Source organism: Bradyrhizobium sp. 139 (assembly GCF_023074175.1).
Lineage (GTDB): Bacteria > Pseudomonadota > Alphaproteobacteria > Rhizobiales > Xanthobacteraceae > Bradyrhizobium.
This window is the reverse complement of record NZ_JADPKS010000060.1, coordinates 1-17864: the sequence shown is the minus strand read 5'-3', so window position 1 is coordinate 17864 and position 17864 is coordinate 1. Positions and strand designations below refer to the sequence as shown.

At 58.6% G+C, this 17864-nt stretch carries 11 protein-coding genes and 2 pseudogenes; 3 read left to right on the top strand and 10 right to left on the bottom strand.

Annotated elements, in window-relative coordinates; translation table 11 throughout:
• The 3 genes and pseudogenes from IVA80_RS14925 to IVA80_RS14915 form a co-directional block, all read left to right on the top strand.
• Positions 1-220: pseudogene (locus tag IVA80_RS14925) on the top strand (GDP-L-fucose synthase); the annotation flags it as partial.
• A 217-nt stretch (positions 221-437) separates the two neighbouring features.
• Positions 438-2264, top strand: a complete 1827-nt coding sequence (gene glmS, locus IVA80_RS14920; protein ID WP_247431053.1) for a glutamine--fructose-6-phosphate transaminase (isomerizing) — start codon at positions 438-440, stop codon at positions 2262-2264.
• A gap of 982 nt (positions 2265-3246) precedes the next feature.
• On the top strand, positions 3247-4596 hold the full coding sequence (locus IVA80_RS14915; RefSeq protein ID WP_247431051.1) for an MFS transporter: 1350 nt from the start codon (positions 3247-3249) through the stop codon (positions 4594-4596).
• A 482-nt stretch (positions 4597-5078) separates the two neighbouring features.
• Here the strand turns inward: IVA80_RS14915 and IVA80_RS14910 are convergent, their stop codons facing one another.
• The 10 genes and pseudogenes from IVA80_RS14910 to IVA80_RS14865 all read right to left on the bottom strand — a co-directional run.
• Entirely contained in the window at positions 5079-5945 is an 867-nt protein-coding gene (locus IVA80_RS14910) for an electron transfer flavoprotein subunit beta/FixA family protein (RefSeq protein ID WP_247431047.1), read from the bottom strand.
• A 420-nt stretch (positions 5946-6365) separates the two neighbouring features.
• Positions 6366-8189: a nif-specific transcriptional activator NifA gene (nifA, locus tag IVA80_RS14905; RefSeq protein ID WP_247431043.1), complete on the bottom strand. Its 1824-nt coding sequence runs from the start codon at positions 8187-8189 to the stop codon at positions 6366-6368.
• 181 nt (positions 8190-8370) lie between these two features.
• On the bottom strand, positions 8371-9207 hold the full coding sequence (locus IVA80_RS14900; protein WP_247431040.1) for an SDR family oxidoreductase: 837 nt from the start codon (positions 9205-9207) through the stop codon (positions 8371-8373).
• 925 nt (positions 9208-10132) lie between these two features.
• Entirely contained in the window at positions 10133-11107 is a 975-nt protein-coding gene (locus IVA80_RS14895) for a nodulation protein NodZ (protein ID WP_247431037.1), read from the bottom strand.
• A gap of 191 nt (positions 11108-11298) precedes the next feature.
• On the bottom strand, positions 11299-13311 hold the full coding sequence (locus tag IVA80_RS14890; RefSeq protein ID WP_247431034.1) for a carbamoyltransferase: 2013 nt from the start codon (positions 13309-13311) through the stop codon (positions 11299-11301).
• A gap of 199 nt (positions 13312-13510) precedes the next feature.
• A complete protein-coding gene (locus IVA80_RS14885; protein WP_247431031.1) occupies positions 13511-14299 on the bottom strand; it encodes an ABC transporter permease in 789 nt (262 codons plus the stop codon).
• A gap of 3 nt (positions 14300-14302) precedes the next feature.
• Positions 14303-15217 (bottom strand): nodulation factor ABC transporter ATP-binding protein NodI, encoded by a 915-nt coding sequence (gene nodI / locus IVA80_RS14880; RefSeq protein WP_247431028.1) that lies wholly within the window; start codon positions 15215-15217, stop codon positions 14303-14305.
• A 5-nt stretch (positions 15218-15222) separates the two neighbouring features.
• Positions 15223-16935 (bottom strand): nodulation protein NodU, encoded by a 1713-nt coding sequence (gene nodU, locus IVA80_RS14875; protein ID WP_247431025.1) that lies wholly within the window; start codon positions 16933-16935, stop codon positions 15223-15225.
• 11 nt (positions 16936-16946) lie between these two features.
• The gene (nodS, locus tag IVA80_RS14870; RefSeq protein WP_346348000.1) at positions 16947-17618 is read right to left on the bottom strand and encodes a nodulation methyltransferase NodS; all 672 of its coding nucleotides are present in this window, start codon (positions 17616-17618) and stop codon (positions 16947-16949) included.
• Positions 17593-17864, bottom strand: a pseudogene (locus IVA80_RS14865) (chitooligosaccharide synthase NodC); the annotation flags it as partial. The gene nodS and the pseudogene IVA80_RS14865, both read right to left, overlap by 26 nt.

The window sequence follows — 17864 nt, the reverse complement described above, 5'->3', positions numbered from 1 at the left end:
CGCGCGGGTCGTGGCTGACGTCGTCGGTTACGGCGGCGAAATCACCTTCGACACCTCGCGTCCCGATGGAACGCCGCGCAAGCTGCTCGATGTCAGCCGTCTCGCCAGGCTCGGCTGGCGCGCGAGGACATGGCTTGTAGATGGAGTGCGGCAGACCTACCAGGCCTTCTTGGCGGTATCGGGTACATCGGACAAAACGAGAGACTCATGCAGCTGCTAACTGCTGACGGCGCTCATTGTCCGATTGCCAGAAAGTTGCTTTAGGATCTTCCGGCGAATTCGACAGGGCTCCACGTGTTGCCTGGAGCTCGCGCACCTCCGGTGCCGCGTGCCCGATGGAGGGCAGGCACGGCTAGACTGGCCGATAACTATAGCGGCGAATTGGTCAGGCGCGCCTTGCGGGACGCTCTGTTTTGAACTTGAGGTAAACTGATTAAATGTGCGGAATTGTCGGCATCTTGGGGCGCGGTCCGGTCGCGGATCGTCTCATCGATTCACTGAAGCGACTGGAATATCGCGGCTATGACTCAGCGGGCATCGGAACGCTCAAAGGAAACCATATCGAGCTTCGACGCGCCGAGGGCAAGCTGAGGAACCTTGAGACACGCGTTCGCTGCCATCCGCTCTCAGGCCATGTCGGGATTGGGCACACGCGCTGGGCTACTCATGGCAAGCCGACGGAGCACAATGCTCATCCGCATGCAACGGACAATGTTGCAGTCGTCCATAACGGCATAATCGAGAATTTTCGCGAGCTGCGAGCGGAGCTAAAACAGCATGGCGCCTGTTTCGCCTCTGAAACAGACACCGAGGTGGTGACGCATCTCATCGACTTTTATCTGAAAGATGGCTGCTCGCCGCAGGAGGCAGTAAAAGCGTCGCTGCCGCGGCTAGTCGGCGCGTTTGCGCTTGCAATCCTGTTCAAGGGTCAACACGACCTCATGATCGGTGCGCGCAAGGGCTCACCACTCGCGATCGGGCATGGCGAAGGCGAAATGTATCTCGGATCGGATGCTATCGCGCTCGCGCCCCTTACCGGCTTGATCACCTACCTTGAGGACGGCGATTGGGCTGTGCTCAACCGCAACTTCAGCGTGGTCTACGACGCACAAGGCACAGTTGTCCGCCGGGAGGTGATGAAATCTGGCGCGTCGTCGGTTCTCGTCGAGAAAGCAAACTACCGCCACTTCATGGCGAAGGAAATCCACGAACAGCCAGAGGTGATCGGGCAGACGCTGGCGCATTACGTCGATATCGCCACCGAGAGCGTGGCACTGCCGCAGGAGCTTCCGTTCGACTTCAACGAGATCGGACATATCTCGATCACCGCTTGCGGTACGGCAGGCTACGCCGGCCATATCGCCAAATACTGGTTCGAGCGGCTGGCTCGTATTCCAGTCGAGCTCGATGTCGCCTCTGAATTTCGCTATCGTGAGGCGCCGATGCGCAAGGGAGATCTTGCTATCTTCATCTCGCAGTCCGGCGAGACGGCCGATACGCTGGCCGCGCTCCGCTATGCCAAATCGCAAGGCCTGCATACCCTCTCGATCGTGAACGTACTGAGTTCGACCATTGCGCGCGAAAGCGGGACAGTGTTGCAGACACTCGCCGGACCTGAAATCGGCGTTGCCTCGACCAAGGCGTTCACATGCCAGCTCGTCGTCCTGGCGGCGCTTGCGGTCGCTGCTGGCAAGGCGCGCGGTGAATTGCCGGAGAGCGACGAGGTCGATCTCGTGCGAGCGCTGATCGAAATTCCGCGGCTAGTTACAGCGGCGCTTGCCAGCGAGCCGCAGATCGAGAAGCTCGCACGCGACATCGCCAAATCGCGTGACGTGCTATATCTTGGTCGCGGCACGTCGTTTCCACTGGCAATGGAGGGCGCACTGAAGCTGAAGGAGATCTCCTATATTCACGCCGAGGGCTATGCGGCCGGAGAGCTCAAGCACGGCCCGATAGCCTTGATCGACGAGAGCGTTCCCGTAATCGTCATTGCTCCCTGCGACCGGGTGTTCGAAAAGACCATCTCGAACATGCAGGAGGTCGCCGCACGCGGCGGCAAGATTATCTTGATAACGGACGCTCGGGGAGCCGCAGAGGTATCCATGGATTCACTCGCGACGATTGTGCTGCCGGAGATGGGTACGACATTTACGTCGATTGTCTATGCGATTCCGGTGCAGCTTCTGGCCTACCACACGGCCATCCTGATGGGCACGGACGTCGACCAACCCCGAAATCTCGCGAAATCGGTAACCGTCGAATAAGGCAAGGTGACGCGACCTGGAATTGTCGTGGTCAGATTCCGAATGCGCACAAGCCTCGGTCAGATCGAATTACGATGTGCCGCCCGGCTCCTGGCCCGATGCCACCGCATGGTTTGTGCCGGTTCATAGCCCTTTCTTACGGAGGCTGAGACTCATGTGCAAAATCTACGGCCAATCAGGTTGCGAGGCTGGCGTGGCGTTGCCCCCGGCAAGCAAGGAGTGGCGTATGGCTTATCACGGCATTCCGATTACTTTGACCTGGTCATAATTCGTGACAAACATCCAAGTTTTTTCATACGGCGTGGAAGCCAGATGAACCTGTTCGAGTGATCCAAACGAATGCCCGTTATCGCTGAGGAGGCCCGCTATGTTCCCCGTCAGCGCGGGTTTTGGACCGCATTAGGACCGCAGCGGCCCTCGAAGTACGAGGCGCGCCTCGCTTCGAAGGACAACGTGGCACTTGCCGAGCGGCGATCGGCGCTATCGGACGGGCTCGATCGCCAGCACGCTCACCAAATCTTTTCCGTCAAACCTCAGGTTAACTTGAGCAACTCGAGGCCAAATCGCTGGACATCGGGTGAGATGCCAACGCACCTCGGCCCGATCGCAGGCTCGCGAGCTGTTCTAGCACGACATCTCACGGAGCTCTTCCCTGCTGCTCGTATGCCATGCATCTCGTCCTTCCTTTTCATTGCATGTCGGTGCGCTCAATGAGAAATTCGGCCACGCCGCAGACAACAACCTTGTCATCGAGAATTGCCCGAGGTTTCAGTAGCTTGACAGTCACTCCAGCGGCGCGAGCGGAATAACGCCCGAAAAACTGTGCGAGTTTGCGGCAATTGCCGAAAATATGCCGGAAACGTCAGGCGCTTACGGGTTGGTCGATAGTGCCCTGATGGCAGATTCGCGGCCATGAAACTACACTCGGCTGGCGTGAGATTTTCTCCGGAACCGGCCATTTCAAACCGAGAGGAAACTCGCCATGTCACCAGCGTCCATCGCGCAAGCGTCAAATACCAAATCGCGCATTGGCGCCATCTTACGTGCGACGAGCGGCAACTTCCTCGAGCAGTTCGACTTCTTCTTGTTCGGGTTCTACGCCAGTGCCATCGGAAACGCGTTCTTTCCATCAGGAAGCGAAACCGCTTCACTGCTTAACACTTTCGGTGTGTTCTGGTTGGGGGCCTTGATGCGACCAGTTGGCGCGATTGTGCTTGGAGCCTATATTGACCAGATTGGCCGTCGGCAAGGCCTGATCATCACGCTTTCGATCATGGCTATTGGCACCGTCATCATCGCCTTTTGTCCCGGCTATGCAACAATCGGCATTGCCGCACCCGCGATCGTGCTGTTCGGACGGCTCTTGCAGGGCTTTTCTGCCGGCGTTGAGGTTGGCGGCGTTTCCGTCTACCTCTCCGAGATTGCCACTCCGGGCAACCGCGGCTTTTACACATCGTTTCAGTCCTCGAGCCAGCAGGTTGCGATCTTTGTCGCGGCTCTTATCGGATATTTTTTGAGCGAAGCACTTCCGGCAGAAATGGTTGCCGCCTGGGGCTGGCGGATCCCATTCTTCCTTGGCTGCTTGATCGTTCCGCTTATCTTCTTCCTGCGCCGGACGCTGGAGGAAACTCCGGAGTTTCTGGTCATGAAAACCCACCCGACGGCCCGCGAGGTCTTTGCCTCCACAATTGCGAACTGGCGCATTGTCATTCTCGGCATGATGATCGCGATGCTGACGACCACGACCTTCTATTTCGTCACAGTGTACACGCCTACGTTCGGCAAGCACGTATTGCAGCTGTCCTCGCAGAACACGCTCTTGGTGACGCTTTTGGTCGCCGTGACGAACTTCATCTGGAACCCAATTGGCGGCGCGATTTCTGACAGAATCGGTCGGAAGCCGGTCTTGCTGACCATTGCCGGCCTTGCCTTGGTGACTGTATATCCGGCGTTGTCTTGGCTTGTGACCGACCCAAGCTTTGGCAAGATGCTGATAGTGGAGATGATGTTCTCGTTCTACTTTGGCACCTATAGCGGCGCCATGTTGGGCGCTTTGGTCGAAATCGTGCCGAAGCACGTTCGCACAACTTGCTTTTCTTTGGCCTTCGCACTCGCCGCAGCTCTCTTTGGCACCTTTACCCCGCTCGCATCGACTTGGCTGATCGATCGGACCGACGACAAGGCTTCGCCGGGTTTCTGGTTGATGTTTGCAGCTTTGCTCGGCATTATCGCCGCACTCACCATTTATCCAGGAAACACCAAGAGGGTTGCGAAGCTGTCGCGACCCGAGCGGTCTAACCGGACCGTAAGCGCGCAATTTACCACGCATTAGCAGCGCGCCCACGGGGACCTTCACGTCCAACACTGAACTGAACGGGGTGCGTGGCGGTCCTTGCGGTGATCTCGCGGTGGTCCGCGTGCCACTCTGCGGGTCACGGTTCTTCCTATGCGAGTCGAGCAGTATCGGGACGAGCCGTCGCTGATGTTGACTTGGAATGGCCGAGCACTATCGCCACGCTCCCGTTCTGTGGTCGAGCGGCGCGATGATAATGCTCGCACTTCGCGGTTACGTGAAACACGGCAGAGCTCGCGCGAGGGAGATACATCCCTCGCGCGAGCTCCACGTGCGCTGCCAAGAAAACTTAACGGGCACGTCTTGAGGCTGCATGAATTCCCCAGTGGACCGGTGTATCGCAGCTCGCCAAACCTTAGCGAGCGGTCGAAAAGCTTGGATCGTGCCTGGTGCACCGAGCGACGAGCCAATGCATGACCACGACCCAGGCCAGCGCTGGCTCCGCTCGATCAGCCGCGACTTCACACACCGCTAGTTTGCGCGGATGAGGTACCGCGCGCAAGCTGTGCGAGCTCCGTCTCGAGCGTAGGGTTGCGCTTGAACATGGCGTCGATCAACGCTTGCGCCGGCTGCTCGGCCGCTTCCACCCACGTCGCCTTCTCCGCTCGTGCGGAGGGCGCGAAGACACGCTTGACGACGGTCGGCGACCCCCTCAGACCGCATTTGGCCATGTCATCCACGCCGGCAGTTTGAGCGCTCCATTTTACGATTGAGGCACGGGCCGCACGCAAGGCATCGATCATTGCACCGCGGCGAATCTGATTGGTTGCCTCTAACATGCTGACGAGACAAGGAAGCTTGGAACGCAGCACCTGGACTCCTCCTTCGCAGCGCCGTTCCGCTTCGATCGTGCGTGCTTTGAAGTCCAACGCTTTGATTGTGGAAACATAAGTAAGCTGCTGGACCCCGAGCCTCTTCGCAATGCCAGGTCCCACCTGCGCCGTATCGCCGTCGATAGTCTGCTTGCCAGTGAATATGACGTCTGATGGGCCATATTCCTTCCCGATATTGCGAATCGCGCACGCCAGCGCGTAACTCGTCGCCAGCGTATCGGAGCCCGCGAAACTACGATCAGTGAGCAGGACAGCACGATCGGCACCAAATGTCAGCGCCTTTCGGAGAGATTCTTCGGCCGACGGCGGCCCCATTGTCAGAACAGTGATTTCGCCGCCGAACTTGTCTCGTAGCTCGAGCGCAGCTTCCAGTGCGAACAGATCATATGGGTTGATGATTGTCGGCACGCCCTGACGCATGATCGTATTCGTGACAGGATGCACGCGGATTTGTGCGGAGTCGGGGACCTGTTTGATGCAGACGATGCTGTGCATATGCTTCTCCTAAGATGTTGAGCAGGCTCCCCACGAATAGCAACTGTCATACCACCCCAGGCATTTCGCCGATGAGGGACGATGCAATGGCTGGCGACTGATGGTGAGACCGTTGTCGGGACTGCGACGGGCTGCGCAAAGCGGACGTGATCTCTCTCTGATCTGAGTCGCAGAAACGGCGCGGCCGCGATCTTGCGCTAGTTCGACACCCTAATCATTTCTCATAGGGCGAATACATGCAAGCAGACGATGACCAGCACCCGGCTAACGCGAAGAGGGCTTACGCTTCCCGGCATGGCCACCCCCAAGCAGAGCACATCGGTTTCGTATCCGCTTCATGGACCAGAGTACCGCCTCTTGCGCACGTTCTCCTACCGCGCCCGGGCCGCGAGCGAGAGAGACGCGATCTCGACTTTTTATTCAGAAGCGCTTGATCTCGATACCGTGCCTTCTCAAGGCATAGCCAATCTGGCGCGGCGTCAGTCCAAGCAGGCGCGCCGCCTTGGCCTGTACCCACCCGGACCTTTCCATCGCCGCGACTACGCGCTCGCGATCTGTGATCTTGGCGGCACCTATGACAGGTCGGCCGGGTGGCTCTAGCGGCGTCAGTTCGCTACCGACCGGCTGAACGTGTGCCACAGCTTGTGTTGGCGGCATGCTCAGCCTCGCGGGGAGTGAGATTATCGGGCTCGGCTGTCGCGCCAGTTGCTCCGGCCCGCACTTCCATAGCGTGGCCGACAGGCATTGCCCGTGGCAGCAGGCAAAATCGTCTCTTACGATCGACGATCCGTGCGCCAGGGTCGCGGTCCGCTGCACACAGTTCTCCAGCTCGCGGACATTACCGGGAAATCCGCAATTCATAAGAACGTCAATCGCACTTGAATCGAACACCAGAGCACGGCCGTTCTCTTTGTTGAAGTTCTTCAAGAATCGAGCGGCGAGAAGCGGAATATCAGTGCGTCTTTCGCGCAGCGGCGGCAGTAGCAGAGGAACCACGCTGATGCGATAATAGAGATCGGCACGAAACTCCTTCCTTGCCACCGCCTCTTCAAGATTTTTATTCGTGGCTGCAATCACGCGGACGTCGACTTTGATCGTCTGATTGCCGCCGACCCGCTCGAACTCCTGCTCCTGAAGCACGCGCAGGAGCTTCGCCTGGAACGACGCCGAGATCTCTCCAATCTCGTCCAGAAACAACGTTCCCTTGTCGGCGAGCTCGAAGCGACCCTTGCGCGCGTTGAATGCGCCCGTAAACGCCCCCTTCTCGTGACCGAACAATTCGGATTCCAGCACCGTCTCGGTGAGGGCTGCGCAATTCAGCTTAATAAAGGGGCGTTTGGCGCGCGCTGAACGCTCGTGAATAGCCTTCGCGACCAGCTCTTTGCCGGTACCCGATTCGCCACGCAACAGAACTGTGCTATTCGATTTTGCGATCAGCTCGATCTTCTCAAGCAACGCGCGCAGCGCCGGGCTATCGCCGATCATTCCCTCGACTTGGACCTTCTTACGCTCCCGCCCATGAGGCTTGAGCTCGGACAGCTGCTTCTGCAGCCGGAACTCCTCGTCCACAAGCTGCCCGCGATCGCGCACAAATACGCAATGCAGCTTCGCCGTCTGGCCCAGAAGACTTGCGACCATCGTCAGCAGACGGAGGTCATCCTCGAGCTGCGCATGCGTCCCGTTGTCTGCGATGCGGTCGATGCTCAGCGTACCCACAACTTTCTCGTCAATGTCTATGGGAACGCCGATGAACGCAACACGCGTATTACCGGCGGCGTCCAGCATCTCGACGTCCGAAGAACTGAAGATCGAATGCAGCGCTACGTTCTCGACGATGAGCGGCCGCCCCGTCGCCACAATTTGATCAATTGCTCCTTGCGGCAAGCGCACACCGCAACGCGCGTCGCGCCCTTCGCTCCGGCCGTCGTCTACGATGATCTCGGGCACCCCGTCATGACCGAACAGATATACGATGCCGCGCCGCATCTGCACGAGCGATGGCAGACGCTCGATGACGCTCGCCAGCTTGGCTTCGAGCCGGCATAGGCCGGTGAGCGTGTGCGCTATTTCAAAGATCGTGCTTAGCGATTTCTCTTGCGACCGCAGAATAGAAGCGGAAGGGTCCGCGTCGGAGGTTGAGTTTGGTTTTTCGCGCACGGAAACGCTGTCCAGCATAATGACTTCTCCGTTCCTTTCTTGATCCTCCCCATCACCTCGATCGGACTCGTTGGACTCGTGTTGCATGCCTGCCTCGATCTGACATCCAGTTCTCAGGGCGGGGCGAGAGATGACGCCTCTTCATGGCACGCCGGCAGCACTTACAGTGACTAGATTTGCCGCTTTATTCTTTCCAACTTTTCGCCCCGGCCAACATGGCTTCCATCAATGAAGCTCAGTTAGCCCGGTTCGCCAGGGACGGATTCACTCACAAGTGTTGCCCGCCATTGATCGGCACTTCGGCGCCAGTGACATAACTTGCCGCATCTGAACATAGGAAGAAAATGACCTTGGCGACCTCTTCGGGTGTACCCACCCGACGAAGTGGGATCTTTGGCACAAGATGCGCTTCCGTGTCAGGCGACAAAATGTCCGTCTTGATCTCGCCTGGCGCGATCGCATTGACGCGAATGCCATTTGAGGCGTAATCGTGCGCCATTTCGCGCGTGAGACAAGCGAGCGCAGCTTTCGACGTCGCATATGCCGTGCCTGCAAATGGATGCACCCGCGCGCCGGCGATCGAAGTCACATTGACGATCGAGCCTGAAGCCGCTTTTAGCTCATCGAACAGACCTTGAGCGAGCAGGATCGGCGCCACCAGGTTGAGGTGGAACACGCTCATCCAGGTATCGACTGAGGTCGCCAGCGACGTCAGCCGGGCACCGTTTGGCGTTTTTGGTGAGTTTCCGGCATTGTTTATCAGTCCCTGCAGCGGTGCGCCGGCAAGGCGCTCCTTTATCTGGGCAATCGCGCGCGGCAGCGTCCGATGATCGCTCAGATCGACTTCGATATAGCTATCCCCCTCTGAGTCCCATGGGCAGCGCACCGCGTCGAATGGTTGGCGCGCGCAAGAAATGATGCGCCAACCGGCTTCCGAAAACAATCTTCCGGTGGCGCGACCGATACCGCGCGATGCCCCGGTCAATACCAGCGTTTTCCGCTCACGCAGCGGACGGCCGGCTCCATCGGCGTGAATTGGACCGCGAGGGACCGTTTCCGACGATTGAGCTGCGACCGCATTGTCATCTGGTAGACCTAGATTCACACGCGACTCCCTTCCGCTCCCCTCGCCTGTGCACCTGGTGCAGGATCCGGGCCAGAGCGATGCAGGGCACAGGTGGCGCGCTTTTACGACGCAAATGGCAGGTTCCGAACATCTGGCCTGTTTGCTTTTCGACACCAGCAACGCCGCAGCAATGGCTGTCGTCGAGCTCCCGGGTGCTGCCCACTGCGTGCTAAGCCTTCGAGCCGAGAGGCTGGTGTTTCCATGGCGAGCTGACTGCGTCGCCCTCCACGAGTGGTCTGTGGGTCATGCGGGCTGGACGAGATAGGTTAGCTGCCTTTGGCGGAGATCAGGATTTAATGGCCAGTTCGTCCAAGTTGCTCTCGGCCATGGTCGCGCGGCCGCACATGCGGCTCTTGAGCAATATCGATGGGCCGCCGGCCGCGCGGTTCATCACACCTCCGTCCGAAAGGACCCTGCGAGCGGCGCATGAACAAGCCGTCGTCCAGAAAACGAGCTGACCGCAAAAGGGTTGCCAGCAAAGGCGATCCATCTACCGGACGCGCCTCCTTGCTGCTGGGACATTCTGACGTGACTGTCTGTTACGTCAGATTTACTCGGCGACCCGGACCGCCATTGCCGTGCTTTTCACCGTCTGGCCAGCGATGGCGGGTTTGGCCGGAGGATGACAGAACCATAACCTTTCCGCCCGACTCGATTTACACACGAGGGCCTGAAGCATTGCGGGGCAAGGCCGCCGGCGCCCGCCGGCATTGGCCTTACGCTTCGCAGGCGTTCGCCCTCCCACCGCACCGCATCCGTGGTAGTGCGACGGTCAGCCGTCGCTTGCGGGACGGACGTCGCCATCCACCGTTCCTGCGAGACGTTGCGAAACTCGATGGTGTCGAAGCCAGCAGTATCAGACCGATGATCTAGCCCGCCATTGCTCAGGCTCACATTCTGCGCTTCATGAAGCCGCGAAATGCTCGTATGGGTTATCGATCATGGTCAAGTGCTCCGGATTGCTCTGGTCGAATTCAATAATCCGTGGCACGAGCAGACGGGCATAGCGCGTGAAGGCGCTGGTGGGGGGAAAGCGGATCACGACAGCGCATCGCGCAAGAAGATACATGTCGATGAGAGCGGAAGCTCCACCTTCAATTCCCATTTCCGCACTATGCAACGGCCCTGCCCGATCGGCCTGGAAACGTTTTGGTACGGCGAAGACATCGGGGAACAGACCCAATACGCGATCGAGCACCTGTGCACTGTCCGTGCACAGGAAGACCTTTACAGGCTTTGGATATGGCAAAGCCTTGGCTTTACGGATTGCCATGCAGACCTGACGAAGGGCGAGCTCCGAATCGGCCCAGTACGGCGCATGCTCCATGATATCTTCGCCATTGCCGTGCCGAACATGAACGCCAATGATGCTATGGCCGCTAAAGTGTTCCTCATACAAGGCGTCGATCCGCGCTTGAATCTCAGACCTGAGTTTGATGTTCCGAAAGATCAGTCGTTCGGCTTCCTCGCCACAACGCCACATCAGGCAGGCGTCACAGACAATGGTGTTGGCTTCGTTATCTTCTCTTGCCTGGAACAGCTCGGTCAGTTCGTCACGTTCTTTGAAGATCTGCTCATCCGGACGATTGATGCAGTCGATCGATGGCCTATTCCACCACCGCGGGAAGAACGGTCCGGGAAACGAGAGCTGGTTGACCCGGTCATCGCAAATCACCGGTACCCCAGCGATGTCCTCAAGCGGCTCGAAGAACACCGGAAACGCGTTGCTGAACGGTTGGTCGATGTAGCAGGAACCGCGCCAGTCAACGACGAGCGTCCGCCCGGTCCGCTGCGCGTACGACCAGGCTGACGCCAGCGACCAGAGGCAGTCACCAAAGCCGGTACGCCTCCGAGAAATAACAAAGCGGTCCTTCGTCAAGTTATCAAACCCTTCTCGTTGCGTAAGATCAGTTTTGTGTGGCGCACCTACTCATCTGCGATTCCGATCCACGCCAATCGACGGCTAGTCACCTGGACGCAAGGCGATCAACCCGCAAGCCCTCCTCCACGCCGCGATTGGCAGGTCATGCAAAAGGCGTCCAAGGAGCCCTCTTCCGCATTGCTCACCTTTTACGACCGCGCAGTCTGTGACGGATGCAGCCGAATACGGCGCAGATCCCAGAGCCCGCGCAGTTCGTTCACGAGAGCTTCTCGCCTAGTCCTGTCAGAGGTGACCCTGGCGAGAAGATCGGCAAGAACAGCTTCCTTCTCAATTTGCATCAGCATGTCGAACAGGTCATGCGAGACGCGCACGCTGTCCTGGCTGGAGTGACCCATGCGGATCTCGCAGACTGTCTCCTGGCGTTCTCGGCCCGCGTGAGCGCGAACCCGGTAAAGAGATACATGGGGCGGCAGTGATACGGCGAGTGCAGTCCAGCTTTCGAGCGTTGTTGCCCGCTTCTTGACGAGGAATGACCCGACTACAAGACCATCCAGCTCGGTCGTCAAAAACGCCGTAATCGCATCGGCAACGGAATCGACGATCGGTTCGGCATTGTTGTTGAACGACGTATTAAGCAGAATCGGGACGCCTGTCCGGCTCTTGAACGCATTGATTAGTTCCCAATAGGCGGCATTGTTCGTGCGGGAAACCGTTTGCAGCCGAGCGGTACCATCGATATGCGTGATCGCGCCCAGCAAAGCACGCTTGGATTCGCGCACGCGAACGACGAAATTCATGAAGGGATATTCTGCGCGACCATCCGGCAACTCAAAGAACGCGCCCGCATCCTCCTCCAGAACCGATGGCGCAAATGGTCGATAACTCTCGCGCTTCTTGACCATCGCATTGATCCGGTCCTTGTTCGCCGCGGGCCTCGGGTCAGCAAGAATACTGCGGTTGCCGAGCGCGCGAGGGCCGAACTCCGATCGGCCCTGTACCCACCCGATCACGGCGCCATCAGCCATCCACTCGGCTGCTCTGGTTGCGACCTCAGCGGTCCGTTCGATCTCGAGGTGTCCGGCCCATCCCTTCAGTTCCTGTTCGATGCTGTCGTCGCTGCCGACATCTGGCCCCCAATAAACCGCCTGTAGTCGCTCGCGGGGCGCAGGCAGCCCGGCCTCGTTCGACACCATCAGTGCCGCGCCCAATGCGCATCCGGCGTCATGCGCAGCCGGCTGCACGAAGATGTCTTCGAACAGGCCTGAATACAGGAGTTTTCCGTTCAGCGTGCAGTTGTGGGCCACCCCGCCAGCCAGGCACAACCGTTTCATTCCGGTCGACTCACGGTAATGCCGAAGAATGTGAAACACGATCCGCTCCAGCGCCTCCTGCAACGATGCGCTCACATCTCGATGCTGTTGCGTGAACGGCATTCCCTTTCGCCGGACCTCGATATTGCGCAGCAATGCCGGGCCGATACGTTCGAGGTGAACGCGGTAACCACCGTTTGCGGAGAGCTCATAGAATTGGGAAAAGAGCTCGCGATAGCGTGCGGGATCTCCGTAAGGAGCCAGTCCCATAACCTTATACTCGTCGAACAGGCCGTAGCCGAGATATCGGATCGTCTCCAGATAGAACAGTCCGAGAGAGTTATTCTCTGGAAACGTCATAAGCTCGGTCATTTCGGTGCCCGACCCGACCGCCAAGAGACCTGAGAGGAAGTCGCCACAACCGTCGATCGCGAGGATTAGGCTTTCTTCAAAACCCGACATAGCCAGAGCGCTCACGGCGTGGGCCTGATGGTGACCTACGAATGACACCCGCGAAGGATCAACTTGGGTACCGAACTCCGTGGCTAGAAGGTGCCGTAACAGCAGATTCGCATCTAGCGGAATTGAGATTTCCGGTTGTGAGATGAACAACCGTTCGAGCATCGCATTGCAATAGGCTTCAGTAGCGTAGAACGCAATACGATCGACGTCGCGAAGCTCCACACCCGCGGCTGCAAGACAGTATTCAATCGCACTGCTCGGGAGCTTGTTTGAATGTTTGATTCGGTTGAGGCGCTCCTCTTCCACGGCAGCGATCACGCGCCCGTCCTTGACAAGTACCGCGGCGCCGTCGTGCAGAAACGTATTCGGTAGTCCAAGGGGATTTTCATAGACCCTGTCGAGGCCGCCACTCAATCCTAGACACAGCATCTTGTTCTCCGTTAATCCTGAGAGGCCTGTTGGCCTATTTGGTATCGCTCGCTTTGGGAGTAGGCCGCACGTCGCCGCGGGGCCGATCAGGCATCGCTAGCGTGACGAGACTCACATAAGCGTCGCACGCGATCGGAAGTTCGTTACGCCCGATATCTCATCTCGCACACGCGATGCTTCGCTTTCGGTCTTGTTCCTCTCACCGCATCAGGCGCTGCCGGAGCAGCACGGCCGAGACGAGGAAGGGAAATGCTGCGTAGATGCAAAGTGCGCCCACATGCAATCCGACGCTGTCGACCGGCCGACCGAGCATTGCCGGACGAATGAGATCGACCGAATGAGTCAGCGGCAATAAGGCCGCGATGCGTTGAAATGAACCGGGCAACTGGCTCATTGGGAAGATGGTCCCGCTCAAATACATCATGGGCGTGAGAATGAGCGACTGGTAGAAGATGAAATAGTCGTGGCTCGGTGCAAGTGCTGAAACGACCATTGCGAGGCTCGCGAAAGTAACGCCAGTGAGGGCGATGGCTGGTAACGCATAGGGGATGGATGACCACTCTGCGTAACCCAGCGCGACGGCGACAATCGTGATCGCGGTCCCGGCGAGCAAGGCCTTGCTCGCTGCCCATGCCACTTCACCGAGAACAATGTCGCCGAGCGTAAGGGGCGTACAGAGCACTGCCTCCCACGTGCAATTTGTCTGCATGCGAGCGTAAGCCGCATAGATCGTTTCGAAGGTTGCGGAGACCATCGCGCTTGTGGCGACCATGCCAGCCGCCAGAAACGAGATGTATGAGGTGCCCTCAACACCACCTATGATCATTCCAAGGCCAAAACCGAGACCGAACAGAGAGCTCATCGGCTCGGCCAGATTCCCAAGAATCGATGCCAGAGCGACTTTCCGCCAGACCAGAAAATTGCGGCGCCATACCGCGATCCAGCTCCATGGATTAGCAGGGAGCGCCGGCGCAAAACGTTGCCACATCGTTCAGTCCTTTATCTCTCGCCCGGTTAGCCGCAAGAACACATCCTCCAGATTTGGAGGACGCTGCAGAAAGCGCAGATCCGTGCGGTCGGCAAGCCGGAGGCGCACCTGCTCTGGATCCGTGACATAGCAGAAGAGCGTCTCCCCGCTCACCTCAGCGCGCTGCACTTGGGGTCTGACCAGCGGCAGCAGTTCATGCGGATTGCCGCCGTAAATCTCGATCACTTGGCAGCCGATCTGCTGCTCGATCAGCGCGTGAGGCTGACCTTCGGCGATCTTACGGCCGTGCTCAAGCACGCACAGACGGTCGCACAATCGCTCCGCCTCCTCCATGAAGTGGGTGGTGAGAAGGATCGTTTTGCCGCGCGCTAATAGTGAGCGCAAGCGTTCCCAGATCAGGTGACGGCCGTGCGGATCAAGGCCGGTCGTCGGCTCATCAAGCACCAAGAGCTGCGGGTCGTTAATGAGGGCCCGTGCCAACGTCAGGCGTCGCCTCATGCCGCCGGACAGTTCGGAGACGCGGGCATCCGCCTTGTTCTCCAGGCGCGCGAATTCAAGCAGTGACGGCGTGACCGCTTTCACCTCAGCCGCGCTCATGGCGAAGTAGCGCCCGAAAACGAGCAAGTTTTCGCGCACCGTGAGCTGAAGATCAAGGTTATCGAACTGTGGGACAACCCCGATCCCCCGCCGCGCCAAGCGCGCCCGTGCCGGCACTGGCTCGCCGAGCACGCATATCTTACCTGCGTCGGGCGATGCAACACCCAGGATCAAACGCGCGAGCGTGCTTTTACCCGCGCCGTTTGGTCCCAGCAGACCGAAGCACTCTCCCGGCGAGACCGTAAACGAAAGAGCGTCCACGACGACCCTGTCGTCGTAGAACTTGCTCACCTGGAAAAGGTCGACTGCCGCGGTTGACATTTTGCCTACGCCATCGCGACGGACGTTGTTCGCGCCGCTTCCTCGCTTGCGCGCTTTTTTGTCCAAAGCAGGCCGTCACACCATACGTGATCGACGCGTCCCCACTGGCACGCGGCGGCAGCATCCGGGAAAAAGCCGCGTCCATGCAGATTGGCGCTGGTATTGCAAAGCAGCGGAATGGCTGTGAGCTTCTCGTATTCGACGAGAAGCTCGGCCACTTTATGCTGAGAGGTTCTGGAAACGGTCTGTAGACGAGCAGATCCATCGAGATGCACGACGGCGGGAATTTTGTCCCGCCATTCCGGTCGCGTCTGGTGATCGAACAGCATGTACGGATCGGGTATTCCAGGGCTAAAAATGTCCGCCGCACGATCCTCCAGGCATATCGGCGCTACCGGCCTGAAATGCTCACGAAGTTTGATATCGTTGAGATGATCTTTCATTCCTTCCCAGCTCGCAGCCGCGAGAATGCTTCTGCCACCCAAGGCTCGCGGTCCGAGCTCGGCACGCCCGGAAAGGAAGACCACGGGCTTGTCGCAAGCGAGGATTGCCGCAAGTTCGCCCATAGTGCAGGGCGCGCCCTCCCATTCGGGCGGGACTTCGCTGGGACGAACGGCCGGTCCACTGTAGACCGACCATTCCAGAGCTCTAAAGCCTTGCTGTGCCGCCAGTGCAGAGCAAGCAGCACCAATGGCTGAGCCGCTGTCGTTCGGAAAGGGCGGCACCCACACGACATCGAACAGGCCGGTCGCACGAAATGCACTATTCCACTTAATATTCAGGCCACAGCCGCCGGCTATGCAGAGGTTACGCGCCCCCGCAAGATCCGAATGCCGCTCCACCACATCAGCAATGGTGCGAACCAGCAGACGCTCTAGAAACACGTGAAATGACGCAAGGACGTCTTCGGCTTGCTTTTCCTTCAATCGCATTGCGCACGCATCGAAGAAGTCGTGCAGAGCTTCAAGCGGCGATTGTGAGCTGTTGATCTCTCCAAGCTCAGGACAAGCGCCCTCAGCATCCGTGGCAAAGTGCGCCTCATAAAGTTCATGAAACGTCTTGATACAGTCCTCGTCGGGCGATCCCAGCGCGATATAGGCCATCAGCTTGCCGGCAATACCGAGATCCCAGCTGGTGCGGTCTGCCCGCCTGTAAGGTCCAAAGTGATGTCCTGCCGTCGCATAGGCGTGACCTATCATCGGAAACAGGCACTCGATGAACCGGATGCCATGGGGCTCGACGTAGTAGAGACGTGGAAACATGCAGCCGTCCCACACCAAGCAGAAAGCAGATTGCGCGGATTTGGCAAACGAGCTGGCGCAGTATGCGGATGCTACGTGCCCGGTGACATGGGGATAGCTTTGATAGGGATATAGCTTCCCATCAAGCATGAGGCCGATGCCATCGCGGGACGTCAGGGGGCTATCGCCTAGCCGTTCGACATACGGCGCGCCCTTGAGCTTGATGGTCGTCGTCCCACTAAGGACTTCAAACTGCGACTCGAACTCTCCATCCCAGCCATCAATAACGAACTGATCAACATCGCTCGGATGCAGCCCGTGCTCCGCCAAGGCGCTAACAACGGCATCCAGGTTGTCAATGGTTTGATAACGCGGATTGTTGTTCAGCTTCTCCTGTTCGACACAAAACACCACCCGACCGTCCTCGATCAGAGCGACTGCCCCGTCATGCGTCAACTTGATACCGCAGATACGCATAGTGGCTCCTTTCAAGCTCGGCCGTTGGGACGGATCGAAGATCGCTCCGGATTGCGAAAGCGGACCAACAAGCAGTCTTCGTCAGCCGACTGCCCCTGGCACTGGACGCGTTCGACCTCAATGAGCGCTTCAGTCAAAATCGTGATGACTGTCTCGGCGCCAGCGAGATGCCCCCATCGCCTGCAGGTGGCATCACGTGCAGATCCGAAGACCAGATGCCCACCTGGAGCAAGCATCTTCACCATCTTATCGATTGCGGTACGCATCCGTGTCATGTCTTCGAGATAGTAGAGAACTTCGGCGACCACGATCAGATCGAACAGCTCTTCGGTCGAGAACTGCAGAATATCGGTCGCCGCCCAGCTGATATGCGACCACCTCTTGGTCCGCTGGACCGCTCGACCGATCGCTCGCGGCATAACATCGATGACCGTGAGCCGTTTGCAGTGAGGAGCAAGCTTCTCTGTGAATGCACCGGCCGCGCACCCGATCTCGAGGCCGGTTGAGACGGCGCCGTTTGACAGCGATAGCCGTAGCAATTGGGTGTGACGCTCACGTTCGAACGGATTGTCGTCAAGCCGCCACGGGTCATCATTGGTCAGCTCCCGTTGCAACGATTGATATATCTTGTCCACACTAAGTCCCCCTACAAAGCTCTCAGTCAGTCTCGGCCGCAATGCCACCAGACGCGATCAGCTGCGAGGGAGTGCACGAAAGACCTGCCCCGCGAATTGAGCCAGGCGTTTCCGATGCCGGGTTAAGGCTTGGTCCAGTTGTGGCGTCTTCGATCGAGCCCTTCGATTCATCGACGTCTGATGATTTCGCTACTTTGCGCGAGAGCCAGTCGCTGTTGCTCAAGGTACAGAGCGCATAGGCTTTCATCGGGAGCAGGAGGAAGATGTTGATCGGGGTGTGCAGCGAGAAGCCGA

Coding starts and splice junctions, on each gene's coding strand:
- glmS (WP_247431053.1), top strand. CDS start 438: ATGTGCGGAATTGTCGGCATCTTGGGGCGCGGTCCGGTCGCGGATCGT.
- IVA80_RS14915 (WP_247431051.1), top strand. CDS start 3,247: ATGTCACCAGCGTCCATCGCGCAAGCGTCAAATACCAAATCGCGCATT.
- IVA80_RS14910 (WP_247431047.1), bottom strand. CDS start 5,945: ATGCACAGCATCGTCTGCATCAAACAGGTCCCCGACTCCGCACAAATC.
- nifA (WP_247431043.1), bottom strand. CDS start 8,189: ATGCAACACGAGTCCAACGAGTCCGATCGAGGTGATGGGGAGGATCAA.
- IVA80_RS14890 (WP_247431034.1), bottom strand. CDS start 13,311: ATGCTGTGTCTAGGATTGAGTGGCGGCCTCGACAGGGTCTATGAAAAT.
- IVA80_RS14885 (WP_247431031.1), bottom strand. CDS start 14,299: ATGTGGCAACGTTTTGCGCCGGCGCTCCCTGCTAATCCATGGAGCTGG.
- nodI (WP_247431028.1), bottom strand. CDS start 15,217: ATGTCAACCGCGGCAGTCGACCTTTTCCAGGTGAGCAAGTTCTACGAC.
- nodU (WP_247431025.1), bottom strand. CDS start 16,935: ATGCGTATCTGCGGTATCAAGTTGACGCATGACGGGGCAGTCGCTCTG.